Origin of the sequence: uncultured Maribacter sp., from assembly GCF_947500405.1 — a bacterium.
GTDB lineage: Bacteria > Bacteroidota > Bacteroidia > Flavobacteriales > Flavobacteriaceae > Maribacter_B.
This window is the reverse complement of the sequence record NZ_CANMRY010000011.1, coordinates 44213-62818: the sequence shown is the minus strand read 5'-3', so window position 1 is coordinate 62818 and position 18606 is coordinate 44213. Positions and strand designations below refer to the sequence as shown.

The following is an 18606-nucleotide window of genomic DNA, read 5'->3' as shown; positions in this document are numbered from 1 at the left end:
AATTTACACGCCTAAAAAACTTCTAAAATGATGGTTTTACCTTCAAAAAACATAATTTTCATATACTTACCGTAGTTTTTAACTTTTTTAGTTAATAAATATGTAGCGGCATTACGCTTTTCTGTTTTTTAGATTACTTTTTTATTAAGATTTTTACTGCAAATAAAAGATAGGGGTTGTTTTCTGGTGAGGGAGTGACTTGTATATCTTAGTTAGGGGCAATAAGAATGAAACTACATAGATTTAAAATACAAGGATTTAAAAGACTCGAAGATATAGAGATTTATCTTGAAGATGCTACATTCTTAATTGGGCAGAATAATTCCGGAAAGAGTTCAATACTAAAAGCTATTGGTGTATTACTTTCTGCAACAAAGACATTATCAAGTTCAGATTATTATTCGGTTGTTGATGAAGAAACTGGAGAAACAAAACCCCAAACGACTACAATAATTCTTGAAGCTGAATTTAGAAATTTACCAGAAGAATCAAAAACTTGGAGAGGTTTCAAAGGCCGTATTTTTGAATATGATAGTGATACAGAATCAGGCCTTTCAGTCACTTATAGGAAAACATACGAATTAGGCAAAGACGTAGTTATAGAGTTTAAATCAAAAATACGAAAGGTAAAAGCTGAATTTGAAGATTGTAAAAAACCACAAGATTATATTGTTAAAGGTATTCAGGAAGAAGTGATTTCTGATTTTTTTCCAGAATTAAATAAAAATATAGGAAAAAGTAAAGGGGCATTAGAAAAATTAGAGCAACTTGATGAAATTTGGGATATAGTAGATGAAGATACTTGGTTTCAAAATCCTGGTGGAATACCAGGTAATGTTTTAAAAATGTTGCCAAGATTTTTGTTAATTCCTGTTGACACTTCTATCAATGAAATTCAGGGCGGCACATCTGGCGTATTAGGTAAAACACTAAACGAACTTTTTCAAGTAGTAAGAGAAAATTCTGATAACTTCAAAAATGCTCAAGAGCATTTAGAAAAGCTTTCAAAAGAATTAGACCCAGAAGATGACACTTCGGAGTTTGGAAAAATGATGACTGAATTAAATTTAGTCTTGACGAGAATATTTCCTGAATCTCAATTACACGCCACGACCGATTTGAGTGACCCGAATAAAGCACTTAAGCCAAGTTTTAATATTGAAATGTCAAGTAATATAAAAACGTCCGTTGAAAATCAAGGAACGGGAATGGTTCGAGCTACAGTTTTTGGTATGTTACGTTTTAGACAAAAATGGCTTTCTGATAAAGAAGATGAACATAATCGTTCACTTGTTATTTGTTTTGAAGAACCTGAAATTTATTTACATCCAAGTGCTGCTAATCAAATGAGAGATGCGATTTATGAATTGAGTAGCTCAAATTCACAAATTGTAGCTTCAACTCATTCACCTTTTTTAATTGATATTTCAAGGAAACCAAAACAAGTTTTAAATAGGCTTATAAGGAATAAAAAGTCAGTGAAATGTAGCACATTTTCAGTGTCAAATGCATTTTTAGAATTGCAAGGAGATGACAAATCCTATGTCAAAATGCTTCTAAAAATCGATGATTATATTTCAAGAGCATTTTACACGAATAATGTTATTATCATTGAAGGAGATACGGAGGATATTTTAATACGAGAATCTTTGGCAAGATTACCTAAAGAAAAGTATTTAAGAATAATTACAAGTTTTGAAATCTTAAAAGCAAGAGGTAAAGCTGCTATTATCGGTTTAGTAAAATACCTAACATCGATGGGAATTAAACCAATAGTTGTTCACGATAGAGATAATGGTATTAATGGTGCGGTAAAATTTAATCAACCTATTAAGAATGCAGTAGGTACAAATGGTAGAATAGTTGAAATGCACGAAAATGTTGAAGATGTAATTGGATATGTAGCGAGTTACGAAAAACCATTCAAAGCTTTTGAACAAACCCAAAATTGGGGAAAAAACTGGGAAGATATTCCAGAAAATTGGCGGAACAAAATGATAGAGATTTTTGGAACTTATATTACGGAATAATTACTACCCCTGCTAGCGCGAGCAACATGCTCGTGCCATATAGGGTATGTTATATAATAGGAGTTGTATGCAATTTAAACCAAACCAATGAGCATATTTAAAATTAAAGAAAATAAGAAGCCTTCTCTAATCGGAAAAATCCTGAAAAGGACACCAAAAGAAAACGCTCTGATTGAAATCAACAACCTTTTTGTTGAAAATGAAGATGACTTGACCAAAGTAAGTTTGGAGCAAATTCAAGAAATAGCGGATAAATACAAACTCCAATTAAATAAAAAGTTCAAAGCTCTTCGACTTGACTTGTTTAGAAAATATATTCACCATTGTTTGGAAGACCACGTAATTGACGAAGATGAAATAAATACTTTTTTGCACTTGAAAAAAATACTGCATTTAACAGATGAGGAAATTAAACAAGTCTTGAATTTTGAAACAAGAAAATTATACGAACAAGAAGTAAAAAGTGCTGTTTCAGATGGAGTTTTAACGCAAGAGGAAAAAGAGAATCTTGAATTGCTAGAAAAAAATCTATTGCTTAATAGCCAAGTTGCGGATGACATTTTGCAAACCAATTCAAATAAAGTTTTGACCGACTTTATAAATCAAGCAGTTTCAGACGAGCGATTGAGTGACGAGGAATTCGAGAAAATGAATGAGATTTCTTTAAGTCTTGGAATTGAGCCAAAACTAAATCAAAGAACAAAAGAAAATCTCGAACGCTATCGACTTTATTGGACTATTGAAAACGGAGAATTACCGATTTATGAAAATCCACCAATTAATATTCAAAAAAGCGAAAATTTGTACTTTATGGCTAACGTAAATTGGCAAGAACAAAGACGAGTAACAAAACGAATAAATTACGGAGGACCAACAGCACGAATAAAAATTGCCAAAGGAGTTTATTATCGAATGGGTAGTATTTCAGCAAAATCAGTGTCAGAAGATGTTTGGCAAATTATTGACAGCGGAAATATATACCTGACAAATAAAAGGTTGATTTTTATGGGTTCGAGAGGAAACAAAACAATCCGGCTAAATAAAATATTAGACATAACACCATATAAAAACGGAGTTGACATTCAGAAAGATGCTGGAAAAAGTCCGTTTTTGGAATTTAAATTAAATGTGGACATTTTTTCAATGATGCTTGTCCGATTAATGAATGAACTATAAAAAACTGTATACAACTCCGTGTATAATTCATTGCTAGTACTCGCCTACTTACGAATATCCCATCGGATTTTCTTATTAAGCGTGTACTTGTTGTATATTAACTAAGAATACGTCACTAATCTTATACAATCACGTTGACCCTAATTATCGAATGCGACCTAGAAGTTTAAAAATTTTTAAAAAAAGAAAAGGTGTTTATATTTCTCCTGAAAATTTAGTCGCCATTTTTTGGACGGGCTTGGTATTTTTAATGGCTTATTTAAAGCAATCTTACGAATATGATTTTAATGGCTGGGAAACTACCCTATTAATTTTATGGTTGGTTTATGTAATCGGACTTATGATTAGCACATTCTTTCGCTATGAACGAGAAATAGGAACATATTGTGGCAAATTAACTTTTTGGGGAGACAGAATACAAGTGAACGATGAAAATTATAACCTATCTCAAATATCAAAATTGGACTTTAATCAGGCATATGATATTAGGGGAATGTTTGTAAATTCTATGCTCGAATTTACTCCCCACTTGTCAAATGGATTAAACAATCTGATGATTCTGGAACTGAAAAATGGAGAAAAAATAAAGCGTAACTTTTTGCAAACCGAATCAGAAAGGCTAAGTCATTTTAAAGAAGTGTTGATACACTATCATAAAAATGGCATTCTTGGATGGTTATCGCTTATCAACATTTTGGAGATTGAAGATTATGATAAAATTCAAGACTTTAAGAAAGAAATAACTATGGCCAACAAAAACTAAACGTAATGCGGACTTTAGAGCAAAACCAAAATTTCTGTGTACACTTATAAAGTCCCTAAATCTTATGGATTTAGTTTTGGAAAAGAAAAAATAAAATTAAAAAAAAGTTAGCATCTAATCTAAATGAATAGTATAGTGTATAGGTGCCTTTTAATTTCCCCTTAAAACAGGGGTGTACGTATTGTTTTTACCAATTATCTTTGGTAAAAGTTTAGAAATTACTACATAAATGAAAAAAATTATATTCTCTATAATAACGGCACTTGGGTGTATTACAGATGAATATTTCACTTTTAAATATGTATGCAATTATCCAGAACAAGGACCAGAATTTTATGGTTTTCCGTTTGTTCAAGAAACTAACACAAGTTGGATTTTTTCTATGTCTGGAGAAATTTATTTATTCGGTTTTTTGGGTAATTTGGTTTTATGGTCACTCTTTATTTTTATACTAGTTGTACGCTTACATAAAATAAAAGGAAAACTAGCACAAAAGATTATTCCTGTATTTGGTTGGTTAATTATGGTTTGGTCTATACTGGTTTCTTTTGTTTATTTTGGAGCTATAGATTGGAGATTAAACGATACCCATGATGATTTTAAAATAAACTATTACCAATCTCATATAGCATGTGAACGAGAGTTTTTGTGGATTAAATAATACAACACTCCTAAAATTAACCAGATAGGAAAAGTTTGCATACAAAAAATGGCGGAATGAAATTTCTAAATAAACTTAAGGCTAATCCTAAAAAGATTTTTTTAATAGATGCATTAGGAGCATTACTAACCGCTATTTTGTTATTCGGAATCTTAGCACAACTGGAAAAATATTTTGGAATGCCAAGCAACGTTTTATATACACTTTCTGGAGTAGCTTTTTGTTTGTTTATCTATTCAATAAGTTGTTATCAACTTATTAATTCAAATTGGAAACCTTTTCTAAAGATAATAATAGGGTGTAATAGTATTTATTTGTTGGTGTCTATGGCATGCATAGTTTTACACTCTGATAAACTAACGGAATTAGGGTGGATGTACTTTATACTTGAATTTGTAGTAATTGGAATAATGATTATTGTGGAATATAAATTATGCTCCAATCAAGCCATTAAAAACTAAAATTTAAGAACTCAAAAAAAGCCAAGTTAGTTCTAACAATTCTACCATTTTTATAGACAAAAAAATAACTAAAATGGGATTTTCGTTAAAACGACATGTTAAAAAATATGCCAAAATCTAGGTGTTTTGGCACAGGTAGATAAGAAAATAGGGTTTAAAAAAATGTTGGGCTAAATCATATAGATGCTTATTTTCAATCAGGAGAAGATTGGGATGCTTCCCTAATTATAGTGAACGGAGCTTCTGAATTATTTGTAAAAGTACTGGGAGATAAAGGAAAATATTCCATAGCTATTTTCGGAGTTGAAAAATTGCCAAGAAACTTTAGTGTTGGTTTAACAGTCTCCTTTACCATAGAAAACGAGTAAAGTAACACAAAGTAAGAACTCTAATTAATACAGAATTATGTTCCTCTAGAAGCGATATTTTTAGGAAGAAATATAAGTAAAGTTCACCAGAGCTAATTGTAGTTTTTTAAACAATGACGTTTAATTAGGCTTAAAAGAAAGTTTGGTTTAAAACAGCAAAAATAGAGGGAAATAAAAATGCGGTTTCTAACCAAGGGTATTTTACCAAAAATGATTTAAGATAGATAGCTTTTATTCCTTTTTAATGGCGTAATTTACACGTTTAAACACATAGCGTTATGAAAAAAAGAGCCTTTAAAATAATTGTTTTTGCAAACCTATTATTTATACTTGGGTTACTGTATAGTTCTTGTGCTCCTAAAATGAATGCGAAAAGCTCTAATGCTAAAAATACGATGGATGGGGTTTGGAAATTAAGCCATTTTTATCATGTAGCAAACGCAGATACACTTATTACCAATACCAATAAAGTACAGCATAAAATATATTTAAATGGTTTTGTAATTTGGAACACAGATCCAGCACCAGATGCATCAGAATGGCATGGGTTTGGAACCTATACTTTTAAGAATGATACTATTACTGAAGTATTAACATCTATGTCTACCTCTATGAAGAGCGATGTTAATACCTATGTTATTCCTATAGAACATAACGGAAAAACTTATAAGCAAGTAAATACGTATTCAAGAAACGATACTATTTTTAAGAATATTGAGGTTTATAAAAAGTTAGATTAGGATATGAAATTTGTAAGAAGGTTATATACATAAGGGTGGTAAAATGAGGCTTCAAGACTACTTAAAAAATATAAAAGCAATGTCAGACGAAAAGGCTGACTTAATTTCTACTTATTTTATAAAAAAATATTTCCCAAAAGAAACAATCCTTATACAAGAAGGGAAGACCAGCAAACACTCTTATTTTTTAGAATCGGGTATAATAAGATGTTATATCATAGATTTAAAAGGGAATGAAGTTACAACTAGGTTTTTTTCTGCGCCAGATTTTTTTAATGATTATTTATCTTTTTTTGAGCAAAAACCAAGCGAAGAAAATTACGAACTACTAACAGACTGTACTCTTTATAGTATTAGTTATGATAATGTGCAACATTGTTTTCATACCATACCAGAGTTTAGAGAGTGGGGCAGAATGCTTTTAACTTTAAACTATACTTTTATAAACCAAAAAATGATTTCTCTTTATAAAGAAACAGCGCAAGAGCGTTATCTTAATTTAGAAAAAAAGAACCCAGAAATTATAGAAAAAGTTCCTTTACACATTATTGCATCTTACTTGGGTATCACTAAGTTTTCTTTAAGTAGAATTAGAAAAGAACTTCAAGAATTGCCATAGGGCAATTTATAATTCTTTGTAGTTCTACATCTTTGTAAAAAAAAAGATGGATGTAGCACTAACACAAGTGCCTATTTGGTTGTCAATACTTTTTATAATTAGCTTTAGTACTATACCTGTTTTTTTAATAAACAAAGCAGTAAAATCTGCTTATGAAAACGGTAATTATAAGACAAGTTCATTGGTAAGAAAAAAGATTACGGTGTTTTATATACTTTATCTTATAATAGTAGGTATCGTATCATTAACAGGCTTTTTTACAAAAAATGTGTTACCCCTAGAATATTTATAGCGACTGTTATACCACTTTTTTTGTTTTACATGGGTTATGTGCAAAGAACTAAATGGTTTGCTATAGTTTTAAAAAATATTAAATTAGAACAGTTAGTTTTTATCCATATTTTTAGATTCGTAGGAGTCTTTTTCTTTTTAGTTTATTTTTATAATGCAATACCTAAAGAATTTGCATTTATAGGAGGCGCAGGAGATATTATAACGGCTATCTTAGTTTTTCCAGTTGTAATAGCATTAAAAAAAGGATATTCATTTGCAAAACTAGTAACCAGTATATGGAATATTATTGGACTAATAGATATAATCTTAGTATTAATAACAGCTGTAGTCTTAACGAACGAAGCTGTTCAGAATAATACAGAAGCAGTAGAGCAATTCGGGACTTTCCCTTTTAGTTGGATTCCTGCTTTTGCACCAGCAACCATAATTTTCTTGCATATATTGGTTTTTAAAAAATTAAAAGAATTGTAATTAAGAAACACATATTGTAAAGCAACCATTTTAAACTAGTAGCATCTTTTTCTAAAGAGTTTTATAAAACATTTATAGGAAAAATACTATGATGAAAGCAAAATGGATTTTAATTCTAGTTTCTTTATTTTTAATAAACTGTAATAGTAGTGATGATTCTAAAGAAGATTGTTCCGCTGTATCCTGTCTAGAAATGGGGTATACTATAGAGTTGATAAGCAAAGATTCTGAGACAAATTGGATTATAGAGAATGGATATACAAAAGAAGATATACAGCTGCTTAACACAGAAGAAGAAATAGTCCCTTTTGGCCTTCATAACGGTAATATTTGGATTACGACATCTAATAGTAATCACGGTATGCATACCCTAATAATTGATGAATTAGAGATTCCTTATAGCTATGATTTTACAGAGCCAGATGGTAGTTGTTGCGATTTTGGAGATTTAACGGATGTTATAGTTCCTAATAATGAATTTAAGGTGAGTGACTTTCAATTAAAAATCTTTTTATAATACTTTCGCAATTTCTTCAATAATCGGAGATTTATATTTTCTGAGGTTTGTACGGGGGGTATCTATTAAGCCTAAAACAAGATATTCCACTATCTTTGCCGCTTCAAAACATAGGAATGTCTTACAAACTATTAGCTTCTCCTTTACAAGGTTTTACCGATTTTAATTTTAGAAATGCACAGCAGCATTTTTTTGGTGGAATAGATACTTATTATGCTCCTTACATTCGGTATAATAAAAAAATGATCATTAAAGGGTCGTATCAAAGAGATTTGGCTCCAGAAGTAAATACAGCTTTAGAGGTAATTCCGCAAGTAATGACGGCTGATGCCGATGCTTTTATATTCACCATAAAGTATATAGAATCTTTAGGGTATAAAGAATTAAATTGGAATTTAGGCTGTCCGTATCCTATGGTCACTAATAGCGGAATGGGTTCTGGTCTTATTTGTAATACCGAGAAAATAGATCATATTTTAGAGCGTGCACATAACGAGACCAATGTTACTATTTCTATGAAAATGCGTCTAGGATACGAAACTGCAAATGAGATATTAGACGCTTTTCCTATACTAGAAAAATATCCGCTTAAGAATGTCGCTATACATGCTCGTCTTGGAAAACAGTTATACAAAGGTGGTGTAGATTTAGAGGCGTTTCAAAAGTGTGTAGATGTAGCAAAACATACCTTATATTATAATGGAGACATTACTTCGGTAGCGCAGTTTAAAAAAATGCGAGAACGTTTTCCTACCATAGAGCATTTTATGATTGGCCGTGGTCTTATTGCAGACCCTTTTTTACCAAGTATGATAAAGGCCGATACCACAGAATACCCCGCTAATAGGTGGAAAATTTTTAAAGAATTTCATGATACCATATACCAGCAGTATGATGCTAAACTTTCTGGACCAACTCCTATAAAAATGAAAATGTTAGGCTTTTGGGAGTTTTTTGCACAATCTACCCATGATCCTAAAAAAGTATATAAGGCAATAAAAAAAGCAGGAAACCCATATAAATACAGAAATGCTGTAGCAGAAATTATTGCAGCACAGAAATAATACTAGTACACTCTAAAACCCCTTAAAACGGGGTTGTTCTTATGAGCGTAATTGAATATTTTTATAGTATGAAAAATATAAAACATATTCTAGTGCTTTTTGTTATGGTAGTTTTAACTGCCTGTAGTGGTTCTGATACCTATAGAGGAGATTGGAAGGCCATTAATAACCAAGGAGAAAAATACCAATTAACTTTTAAAGCTAAGAGTTTTGTTGTTACTAATGCCAAGGGAGAAACTACAAATTACAACTATACCCAAAACAAAGTAAGTATATCTAACGGAGTAGAAACCTATGGTTTAAATTTAGAAGATGGTAGAAAATACCAACTAAATTTCCCGCTTCCAGAAGATGAGTCTGTAGGTGTTTTACTAGACGCTAACGGAAAGGTTTTGTATACTATTGGAAGAGATGAGTACATAACTTACGATGCTATTTTTGCTTTAGACTAAGATAGTTTTTATCAGGATATTTTATGAGAAAAGTATTTTTAGGACTAGTATTTCTTTACATAAACTTTAGTTATTCTCAAGTAGAAGTTAAACTTAATTTGTCTGCTGCTGCTTTAGAGTTAACAAACCAAGACGTAACTTATGACCCAAGTTATTTTTCTATAGATTATCCAAACGGCGATGTACCAAGTGATAAAGGTGTTTGTACAGATGTTGTAATACGAGCCTATAGAAAATTAGGAGTAGACTTACAGAAAGAAGTTCATGAAGACATGAAAGCCAATTTTGGGAAATACCCTAAAATTTGGGGATTAAAAACTACAGATAAAAATATAGATCACAGAAGGGTTCCTAATTTAATGACTTATTTTAAAAGAAAAGGAGCAGAAAAAGAGATTTCTGAGAAAGCAATAGATTATTTGCCTGGAGATGTTGTTTGTTGGAATTTAGGTGGTGCTATAACCCATATAGGAATTGTGGTAAACAAAAAATCTAAAGATGGAAAACGAAATTTAATAGTACACAACATAGGAGCAGGCCAAGTGTTGCAAGATTGTCTTTTTGAGTATAAAATTATTGGGCATTATAGCTATAATTGGTAACAGCTATATGTAATACCTAAACAGTTATATAAGGAATAACCTCTTTTACCAAATTCCTATTTTCTAATAATAGTATTTTATTTATGTTTGATTGTAAATAACAATCTTACGGCAAACCCTTAGTACACATTTTATGAAATTAAAACCGCTAAAGTTTATTGGATTACTTTTTTTAGTTTCCTTTTATTAACAGCAAATACAAGTTGTACTAGTCTTATAGAAGATGAAGTAGATAAACAGAAAGAAGAAGAGGAGGAAGAGGAAGAAGTGATTGCAACAATGACAGCACAGGTTAATGGTGAAGCATTTGAGTCCTATATAATTGGTGATGGGGAAAGTGTTTCTGCTTCCATAAATATAGTATCTACAGGAGGTTACCTCGGAGCTATTTCGGGTTTTGATTTTACTATAGGTTTAAAAAGACCTAAAGCCATTATTTTTTATTTTATCGGAGACGATTATAAAACATTAGGTAATGGAGAAATTTACGATACTATTACTCCAGATTTTCTTTCTAGAGGTGCTTATGCGTGGTATACCCAAAACAATGGTGAAGAAGAAGGAAATGAAGGTTTTGGAGATAATAAAGAGCTTGAAGAAGTTTATGTAAAAATCACTAGTATAGATAAAGAAAAAAAGCTCCTTTCTGGAGAGTTTAATTATAAAGGAACTTCCTCTGTAACAGGTAAAAAGTATGCAATTACGAACGGCGTATTTTCCGATGTAACTTTTGAACTAGAAGAGTAATAGTCTTTTTTGTTTTTGTAATTATTATATTCTTTAGAAGCCAGTAGGTAAATACGCAACACTAAATACTTCAACGGATTGAAATTATGTGTTTTATAAAGAGTACCGTACCATTGTCAGTTCGAGCGGAGTCGAGAACTATTCGTTAGTTCTAAATAGATTTTAATTTCTCTCCGCCTGATATTTCCACAGAATTTGAGCTGTAATCTAGGTAACTATCTACTGACTTATAATATTCTTAATTAATATCACTTTTTGTATCGAATATTTCTTTTGAATCATGTTTTTTTTTGATTTTTTATGTAACAAAATGTAAAAATATGCTACTCATAAGTAAAATATAATTATGGGAGGAGGAGGTTTTGCATTACATGCTATAAAGACTATGAAGCAAAATAGAGCTATGCTTAAAAAGCGTAAATCTATAAAAGAAAATGGTATTAATAGTTATAGTAATATAGAAGAAAAACCAGTTTTTAAAACTGTAAGTAAAGAAGAGTTAAAGCGTTTAAAAAGGGAAATTAGAAAAGAAGGAGATGCTGTTAAAAGAAGAGATTTTATAATTACCGTTGTAGTAATTACAATTTTTACAGGATTATTTTTTCTCTGGGTTCTTTAGAAATGGTTATTTTAAAATTGATACTATTTTTAGATAAATAAGTCTTCCAAATAAAATAAAAGGAAAACCATGCAAAAGAACAGCAAACCAGTCTTTTGTGGTCACACCTATAGCACCACCGGCAATTTATTTTAATTTACCAAGAAGATAAGGTTCTGGAAAAAAAAGGTGCCATGCCTAAGGTTAGGTACAGCACTATAATTAATTTTCTGTTGTTTACTATTTCTATTTTAATTAGCGAATAGTTTTCACAAAATCAGCAATTCCTTTCACACCTTCTTTATGTAAATGTTTTATAAAGGCAGAACCAATAATAGCTCCTTTGGTAGATTTTGTAGCCTGTTTAAAGGTTTCCGCATCTTTAATACCAAAACCAACTACTTGCGGATTTTTTAGCTTCATTTTTTCTATTCTACTAAAATAATCTTCTTGGGTGTTTCCAAAACCAGATTGTGAGCCAGTAACCCCAGCAGAACTTACCATATATATAAATCCGTCCGAAGCAGCATCAATCTGTTGTATACGGTCATCACCAGTTTGTGGTGTAATTAAAAAGATATTTAATAAACCGTATTTTTCAAACGTGGCTTTATACTCACGCTCATACACATCTAACGGAAGGTCTGGTATAATAAGTCCGTCTATTCCAATCTCGGCACAGGTAGCGCAAAAAGCATCTACACCATATTGTAACATAGGGTTAAAATATCCCATAATAATTAATGGAATATTTACCGTTTTACGTATATCTTTTAATTGATTAAAAAGAATCTCTGTAGTCATCCCATTTTTAAGGGCAATAGTAGAGCTCTCTTGTATTGTAGGACCATCTGCCAAAGGGTCCGAAAAAGGAAGGCCAATCTCAATAAAATCTACTCCATTTTTTTCTAAATCCTGAATAATAGTTACAGTATCATTTAAAGTAGGAAAACCAGCACTAAAATATATAGAGAGTAACTTTTTGTCCTCTTGTAGTTTTTGTTTAATACGATTCATAGTCAATTTATAAATTGAAATATTTTATATAGTTATCTAAATCTTTATCTCCACGACCAGAAAGGCTAATTACCACCACATCCTCTGGTTTAAAAGTTTTGTGTTTAAAAACAGCCAAGGCATGGCTACTTTCAATAGCAGGAATAATACCTTCTAATTTTGTTAATTCCAATCCAGACTGCATAGCTTCATCATCTGTTGCAGAGATAAATTCTGCTCTTCCTGTTTTATGTAAATGTGCATGCATTGGGCCCACACCAGGGTAATCTAAACCTGCCGAAATAGAATAAGGCTCAGTTATTTGCCCGTCAGTAGTTTGCATCAATAAGGTTTTGCAACCGTGAATAACGCCTTCTTTTCCTAATGCTGAGGTTGCTGCACTCGCACCAGAATCTACGCCCATACCTGCTGCTTCTACAGCAATAATTTTTACATCTTCTTCATCTAAATAGTGGTAATAGGTACCTGCCGCATTACTACCACCGCCAATACAAGCAATAACATAATCCGGATTTTCTTTTCCTTCTTTCTCTTTTAATTGCCATTTAATCTCTTCCGAAATTACCGATTGAAATCGAGTTACCATATCTGGGTAGGGGTGAGGGCCAATAGCAGAACCAATAATATAATGGGTGTCTACAGGGTTATTAATCCAATCTCGAATGGCTTCATTGGTAGCATCTTTTAAAGTTCTACTGCCCGATAATGCAGGGCGTACTTCTGCACCTAACATTTTCATACGAGCAACATTCGGCGCTTGGCGAGCAATATCAATCTCTCCCATATACACAATACACTCCACTCCCATTAATGCGCAAACGGTAGCAGTAGCAACACCATGTTGTCCTGCGCCAGTCTCGGCAATAATACGTTTTTTGCCAAGGCGTTTGGCCATTAATATTTGACCAATAGTATTGTTTACCTTATGCGCTCCAGTATGGTTTAGGTCTTCTCTTTTTAGATAGACTTTAGTATTGTATTTTTTAGACAACCTTTTTGCTAAATAAAGCGGTGATGGCCTACCCACATAATCTTTTAATAATTGGTCAAATTCTTCTTTAAAAGAAGGTTCTGCCATTATTTTTAGATAGTTTTGTCTAAGGTTCTCTACGTTTGGGTAAAGCATTTCTGGAATAAATGCCCCGCCAAAGTCTCCGTAATAGCCTCTTTCGTCAACGTTATAATTCATATCGTTTATAAGTATTGAGTACAAAGTAGTAAGTACTCCGTTTTACATTTTATTTATTTTTAGGTCTAAAGTCTTAAGTAGTTAGTACTAAGTCTTAAGTAATGAGTCCTAAGTGTTCATGTTCGTAATAATTGTTTTCTAAATTAAAAGTTCTAAGTTATTAGTGTTACTTAAGACTTAGTACTAACTACTTTGTACTTAATACTATTTACTCTGTACTCTACTAATAAACTGCTTTAATTTTTTAATATCTTTTAATCCTGGTTCTATTTCAAACTTGCTATTTACATCTAATGCGTAACAATATTTAGAAGCATCGGTTTGTAAAAATGCATTTATTTTAGCTGCATCTTCAAGTCCAATTCCGCCACTTAAAAAGAAGGGTTTGGTAGAAGGATAATTTTCTAACACACTCCAATCAAAGCTGTAACCATTACCACCTGGAAGTTTTCCTTTAGTATCAAACAAAAAGAAATCACAAACATCTTCAAAATCATTTAAAACCTCAAAATTGAATTCATTTTTTATAGAAAATACTTTAATAATTTCAATTCCTTTGGCTTTTTCTTGTAATTCTTTACAGAATTCAGGACTTTCTTTTCCGTGCAATTGTACTCCTAAAAGATTGTATTCCTGTATTTTGTATAGGATCTCCTGAAGACTTTCATTAACAAATACCCCAACTTTTTTTATGCTATGTTGTAGCTCTGGCATTTGGCTATTAAAGTGTCTTTTTGAAGGTTCCCAAAAGATGAATCCTAAATAATCGGGTGTTAAGCTAGCAACTTCAGAGATATTAAGATTCATGCCACAAATTTTAAGTTTTGGAGTGCCTTCTTTTTTAAACTCTTTTTTTTGTGTGTAATAATAGTCGCTCATCTAAATTACTTTAAATTAGAAATAAAAGAGGTTGCGCTTTCGCCAGGGTTGTTGGTTTTCATAAAATTTTCTCCAATTAAAAAACCTTCAAAACCAAAAGGCTGTAATTCTTTAATCGCTTCTATAGAACTAATACCGCTTTCGGAAACTTTTACAAAATCGTCTGGAATTATGGTAGAGAGTTTTTTACTGGTTTCTAAGCTTACATCAAAAGTTTTAAGGTTACGGTTGTTTACCCCTAACATATCTAAACTAGGCATAATAGATTTTTGTAACTCTTCTTCGTTATGCACTTCTAAAAGCACATCTAAATTTAAGCTTTTTGCAAACTCTGAAAAGGTTTTTATCTCTTCTCTAGTAAGTATGGCTGCAATTAGTAAAATAACGTCTGCACCATAAGCTTTTGCTTCTAAAATCTGATAAATATCTATAATAAATTCTTTACGTAACAAAGGCATTTTTACAGCAGCTCTTGCTATTAATAAATCATCCAAAGAACCGCCAAAATACTTACCATCGGTTAAAACCGACATGCCACAAACACCAGCGTTTTCATAACCAATTGCCACATCTTGTACATTTAAATTATGGTTTATTACCGATTTTGATGGAGAGCGTCTTTTGTGTTCTGCAATAATACCAGTGGCGCTATTTTTTAATGCAGTTGCTAAAGAAACGGTTTCTCTAGAGAAAAGCACAGAACTTTCTAATTGCGAAACAGGAATTAAAGATTTGCGTAAATCTACCTCCTTGCGTTTATCTATAACTATTTTTTCTAAAATATTCATTAGGCGCTAAGGTTTTGTAGTTTTTTAAGGGTTTCTAATCCTTTACCGCTTAATAAGGATTCTTTAGCAAGTTCAAAACCTTCTTTTGGCGTAAGGTTCTTCACAGTTGCAATAGCAACACCAGCATTAGCACAAACAACATTATTTTGCGGTTCTGTTCCTTTGCCTTCTAGAACATTCATAAATATTTTTGCAGACGATTCTACCGTATCACCACCATAAATTTGCGATTGTTGTATAGGATGTAATCCAAAATCTGAAGGTTTTATAATTCCCTCGGTATGGTTAGATATGGTTTTGGTATCTCCTGTTAATGAAATTTCATCATAACCATCTAGAGCGTGTAATACGGTAAAGTTTTTATCAGTATTCTGATATAAATACCCGTACATTCTTGCTAGTTCTAAATTAAATACACCTACCATTTGGTTTTTAGGAAAGGCTGGGTTTACCATTGGGCCTAACATATTAAAAAACGTTTTTACAGCAAGCTCTCTACGGATAGGGGCAACATTTTTCATAGCAGGATGAAACAGTGGTGCGTGTAATACACAAATACCTGTATCTGCTAAACACTTTTCTAAAAAACCAGCATCATTACTAAATTTTATACCAAGATATTCCATTACATTACTACTACCACAGGCAGAAGAAACACCATAATTTCCATGTTTGGTAACTTTAACACCAGCGCCAGCGGTTACAAAAGAGGATAAGGTTGATATATTGAAGGTATCTTTACCATCGCCACCAGTACCACATAAATCAATAGGGTTATAAGCAGATAAATCTACCGCAAGGCAAAGTTCTAAAAGTGCATCACGAAAGCCTTCTAGCTCTTCTATAGTAATGCTACGCATCATATACACGGTTAAGAAAGCTGCAATTTGGCTCGTATTATAATCACCTTTAGCAATATTTACCAATACTTGTTTGGCATCTTCTTTTTCAAGAATATCGTGATTAATAAGTCGGTTTAATATTTGTTTCATAAGCCCCACCTAACCTCCCCAAAGGGGGAGGAAACGGTCTCCATATTTTAATTAATAATAATTGTATTCATTTTTTCTTTTTATTCCCCTCTTTTGGAGGGGTTAGGGGAGGATACCCAGTTTTCTAGTATTTTTTTTCCATTAGGAGTAAGTACAGATTCTGGATGGTATTGTACCGCAGCAACATCGTATAGTTTATGACGAAGGGACATTACTTGTCCGTTTTCATCAAAAGAAGTAGCTTCTAAAACTTCTGGTAAATCTGGATTAACAACCCAAGAGTGGTAACGCCCCACTTCAATCTCCGTATCTAATCCTTTAAATAAAATATCTTCTGGTTTGGTAATTTTTATTTTAGTAGCAATACCATGATATACTTGGTCTATATTTATTAAGGAACCACCAAAAACTTCGGCAATGGCCTGTTGTCCTAAACAAACCCCAAAGATACTTTTGGTAGGAGCATATTTTTCTATTATTGGTTTTAGTAAACCAGCCTCATCTGGAATACCAGGTCCTGGAGAAAGCACAATTTTATCAAAAGCATCAACCTCTTCTAAGCTAAGTTGATCGTTACGTTTTACTACAACTTCGCAATCTAAATCTTCTAAATAGTGTACCAAATTATAGGTAAAGCTATCGTAATTATCTATGACTAATATTTTTTTCATTTTATTCTCTATTTTGGAAATTTAGATAGATTTTGCTATTTCCAATGCTTTAGTTAAAGCACCTAATTTGTTGTATGTTTCTTGTAACTCATCTTCTGCTTTAGAGGCAGCAACTATACCTGCACCTGCCTGGTAGTGTAGTTGGTGGTTTTTACTTAAGAAAGTTCTAATCATTATGGCGTGGTTAAAATTACCATCAAAATCCATGAAACCAATGGCACCTCCATAATACCCTCTACTTGTTTTTTCATACTTTTCTATAAGTTGCATTGCCATATGTTTAGGTGCGCCACTTAAAGTTCCCGCAGGGAAAGTATCTGCCACTACTTTCATGGTTGGGATGTCTTCTTTTTTTTGTCCTGTAACTTTAGAAACTAAGTGTATAACATGGGAAAAGAATTGTACTTCTCTATAGTTTTCTACTTTAACCGTATTTCCATTTCTACTAAGGTCGTTACGCGCAAGGTCTACTAGCATTACATGCTCACTATTTTCTTTGTCGTCTTTAGTAAGTTTTTTTGCAAGAATAGCATCTTGCTCATCATTGCCTGTTCTTTTAAAAGTACCTGCAATTGGATGAATTTCTGCCTTGCCTTCTTTTACAATTAGTTGCGCCTCTGGAGAACTACCAAAGATTTTAAAATCGCCATAATCAAAATAAAATAGGTAAGGGGATGGGTTTACAGAACGTAATGCTCTATATACATTAAACTCATCTCCTTTAAATTCTTGAGAGAAACGTCTGGAAAGTACCAGTTGAAAAACATCGCCACGTTGGCAGTGTTTTTTAGCAAGTTCTACATGTTCTTTATATTCTTCATCTTTTAAGTTAGAAGTAGGTACTCCTTGGATAGTAAAATTATAAGAAGCAAAACTTCTGATATTTAAAATTTGTTCTATTTCGGCAATATTTTCTTTGCTATTGTAACAATGCGCAAAAATATAGGCTTCATTATTAAAATGATTTATAGCTATTATATTTTGATATACGGCATAATAAATATCTGGAATAGTAGCACTATTTTCTTTTTTAGCAAGTTCTACATCTTCATAATACCGTACGGCATCATACGCCATATACCCAAAAAGACCATTGTTTATAAACTTAAAGTCGTTTTTACTGCCTTTAAACTTTTTACTAAAATTATCTAGTATAGAAACAACATCTGTATTTTCTTTAATTTCTATTTCTTCCAAAGTACCATCTGGAAATTGTTGTAAAATTACCTCGTTCTCTACTTTAATAGATGCAATTGGGTTACAGCATATATAAGAAAAACTATTATCATTAGCATGGTAATCGCTACTTTCTAATAGGATGCTATTAGGAAAACGGTCTCTAATTTTTAAATACACACTAACCGGAGTAATGGTATCTGCAAGAATTTTTTTAAAATGTGTCTCTAATTGATATTTCATTAGATAAAGTATTAAGTTTTTTTTTAAAAAGGAAAGGCTTGTCGTGATGACAAGCCTTTTATATAGTTTTACTACAATGATGCTTTGC

21 protein-coding genes are annotated in these 18606 nt (G+C 31.9%); 14 read left to right on the top strand and 7 right to left on the bottom strand.

The window, feature by feature from the left end; genetic code table 11:
• Positions 1–227 precede the first annotated feature (227 nt).
• The 14 genes from Q0945_RS14245 (at position 228) to Q0945_RS14180 (ending at position 11584) form a co-directional block, all read left to right on the top strand.
• Complete coding sequence (locus Q0945_RS14245; RefSeq protein ID WP_299435732.1) at positions 228–2030, top strand: AAA family ATPase; 1803 nt, start codon at positions 228–230, stop codon at positions 2028–2030.
• 87 nt (positions 2031–2117) lie between these two features.
• Positions 2118–3206 (top strand): hypothetical protein, encoded by a 1089-nt coding sequence (locus Q0945_RS14240; RefSeq protein WP_299435730.1) that lies wholly within the window; start codon positions 2118–2120, stop codon positions 3204–3206.
• 151 nt (positions 3207–3357) lie between these two features.
• On the top strand, positions 3358–3969 hold the full coding sequence (locus Q0945_RS14235; RefSeq protein WP_299435728.1) for a hypothetical protein: 612 nt from the start codon (positions 3358–3360) through the stop codon (positions 3967–3969).
• 229 nt (positions 3970–4198) lie between these two features.
• The gene (locus Q0945_RS14230; protein ID WP_299435726.1) at positions 4199–4630 is read left to right on the top strand and encodes a hypothetical protein; all 432 of its coding nucleotides are present in this window, start codon (positions 4199–4201) and stop codon (positions 4628–4630) included.
• 56 nt (positions 4631–4686) lie between these two features.
• Entirely contained in the window at positions 4687–5091 is a 405-nt protein-coding gene (locus tag Q0945_RS14225) for a hypothetical protein (RefSeq protein ID WP_299435724.1), read from the top strand.
• Between the two features lie 646 nt (positions 5092–5737).
• Positions 5738–6199, top strand: coding sequence for a hypothetical protein (locus Q0945_RS14220; RefSeq protein ID WP_299435722.1), 462 nt, complete (start codon positions 5738–5740; stop codon positions 6197–6199).
• Positions 6200–6278: 79 nt separating this feature from the next.
• Positions 6279–6818 carry a Crp/Fnr family transcriptional regulator gene (locus Q0945_RS14215; protein WP_299435721.1) on the top strand — a complete coding sequence of 180 codons (540 nt, stop codon included), beginning with the start codon at positions 6279–6281 and terminating at the stop codon, positions 6816–6818.
• Positions 6819–7148: 330 nt separating this feature from the next.
• Positions 7149–7583 carry a hypothetical protein gene (locus Q0945_RS14210; protein ID WP_299435719.1) on the top strand — a complete coding sequence of 145 codons (435 nt, stop codon included), beginning with the start codon at positions 7149–7151 and terminating at the stop codon, positions 7581–7583.
• Between the two features lie 88 nt (positions 7584–7671).
• Complete coding sequence (locus tag Q0945_RS14205; protein WP_299435717.1) at positions 7672–8100, top strand: hypothetical protein; 429 nt, start codon at positions 7672–7674, stop codon at positions 8098–8100.
• Between the two features lie 116 nt (positions 8101–8216).
• Positions 8217–9164, top strand: coding sequence for a tRNA-dihydrouridine synthase family protein (locus Q0945_RS14200; RefSeq protein WP_299435715.1), 948 nt, complete (start codon positions 8217–8219; stop codon positions 9162–9164).
• Positions 9165–9232: 68 nt separating this feature from the next.
• Positions 9233–9616: a hypothetical protein gene (locus tag Q0945_RS14195; RefSeq protein ID WP_299435713.1), complete on the top strand. Its 384-nt coding sequence runs from the start codon at positions 9233–9235 to the stop codon at positions 9614–9616.
• Between the two features lie 23 nt (positions 9617–9639).
• Positions 9640–10218 carry a DUF1287 domain-containing protein gene (locus Q0945_RS14190; protein WP_299435711.1) on the top strand — a complete coding sequence of 193 codons (579 nt, stop codon included), beginning with the start codon at positions 9640–9642 and terminating at the stop codon, positions 10216–10218.
• A gap of 279 nt (positions 10219–10497) precedes the next feature.
• The gene (locus tag Q0945_RS14185; RefSeq protein ID WP_299435709.1) at positions 10498–10965 is read left to right on the top strand and encodes a hypothetical protein; all 468 of its coding nucleotides are present in this window, start codon (positions 10498–10500) and stop codon (positions 10963–10965) included.
• Positions 10966–11311: 346 nt separating this feature from the next.
• Positions 11312–11584: a hypothetical protein gene (locus tag Q0945_RS14180; RefSeq protein WP_299435707.1), complete on the top strand. Its 273-nt coding sequence runs from the start codon at positions 11312–11314 to the stop codon at positions 11582–11584.
• Between the two features lie 234 nt (positions 11585–11818).
• Here Q0945_RS14180 and trpA read toward each other — a convergent pair whose 3' ends face one another.
• The 7 genes from trpA to Q0945_RS14145 all read right to left on the bottom strand — a co-directional run bounded on the left by trpA (position 11819) and on the right by Q0945_RS14145 (position 18518).
• Positions 11819–12580, bottom strand: a complete 762-nt coding sequence (trpA, locus tag Q0945_RS14175) for a tryptophan synthase subunit alpha (protein ID WP_299435705.1) — start codon at positions 12578–12580, stop codon at positions 11819–11821.
• A 7-nt stretch (positions 12581–12587) separates the two neighbouring features.
• Positions 12588–13769 (bottom strand): tryptophan synthase subunit beta, encoded by a 1182-nt coding sequence (gene trpB / locus Q0945_RS14170; protein ID WP_299435703.1) that lies wholly within the window; start codon positions 13767–13769, stop codon positions 12588–12590.
• A gap of 204 nt (positions 13770–13973) precedes the next feature.
• Positions 13974–14648 (bottom strand): phosphoribosylanthranilate isomerase, encoded by a 675-nt coding sequence (locus Q0945_RS14165; protein ID WP_299435702.1) that lies wholly within the window; start codon positions 14646–14648, stop codon positions 13974–13976.
• Positions 14649–14653: 5 nt separating this feature from the next.
• A complete protein-coding gene (trpC, locus tag Q0945_RS14160) occupies positions 14654–15436 on the bottom strand; it encodes an indole-3-glycerol phosphate synthase TrpC (RefSeq protein WP_299435700.1) in 783 nt (260 codons plus the stop codon).
• On the bottom strand, positions 15436–16428 hold the full coding sequence (gene trpD, locus Q0945_RS14155) for an anthranilate phosphoribosyltransferase (RefSeq protein WP_299435698.1): 993 nt from the start codon (positions 16426–16428) through the stop codon (positions 15436–15438). The genes trpC and trpD overlap by 1 nt, the downstream gene beginning before the upstream one ends.
• Positions 16429–16508: 80 nt before the next feature.
• A complete protein-coding gene (locus Q0945_RS14150) occupies positions 16509–17099 on the bottom strand; it encodes an aminodeoxychorismate/anthranilate synthase component II (RefSeq protein ID WP_299435696.1) in 591 nt (196 codons plus the stop codon).
• 21 nt (positions 17100–17120) lie between these two features.
• Positions 17121–18518 carry an anthranilate synthase component I family protein gene (locus Q0945_RS14145; RefSeq protein WP_299435694.1) on the bottom strand — a complete coding sequence of 466 codons (1398 nt, stop codon included), beginning with the start codon at positions 18516–18518 and terminating at the stop codon, positions 17121–17123.
• Positions 18519–18606: the final 88 nt, after the last annotated feature.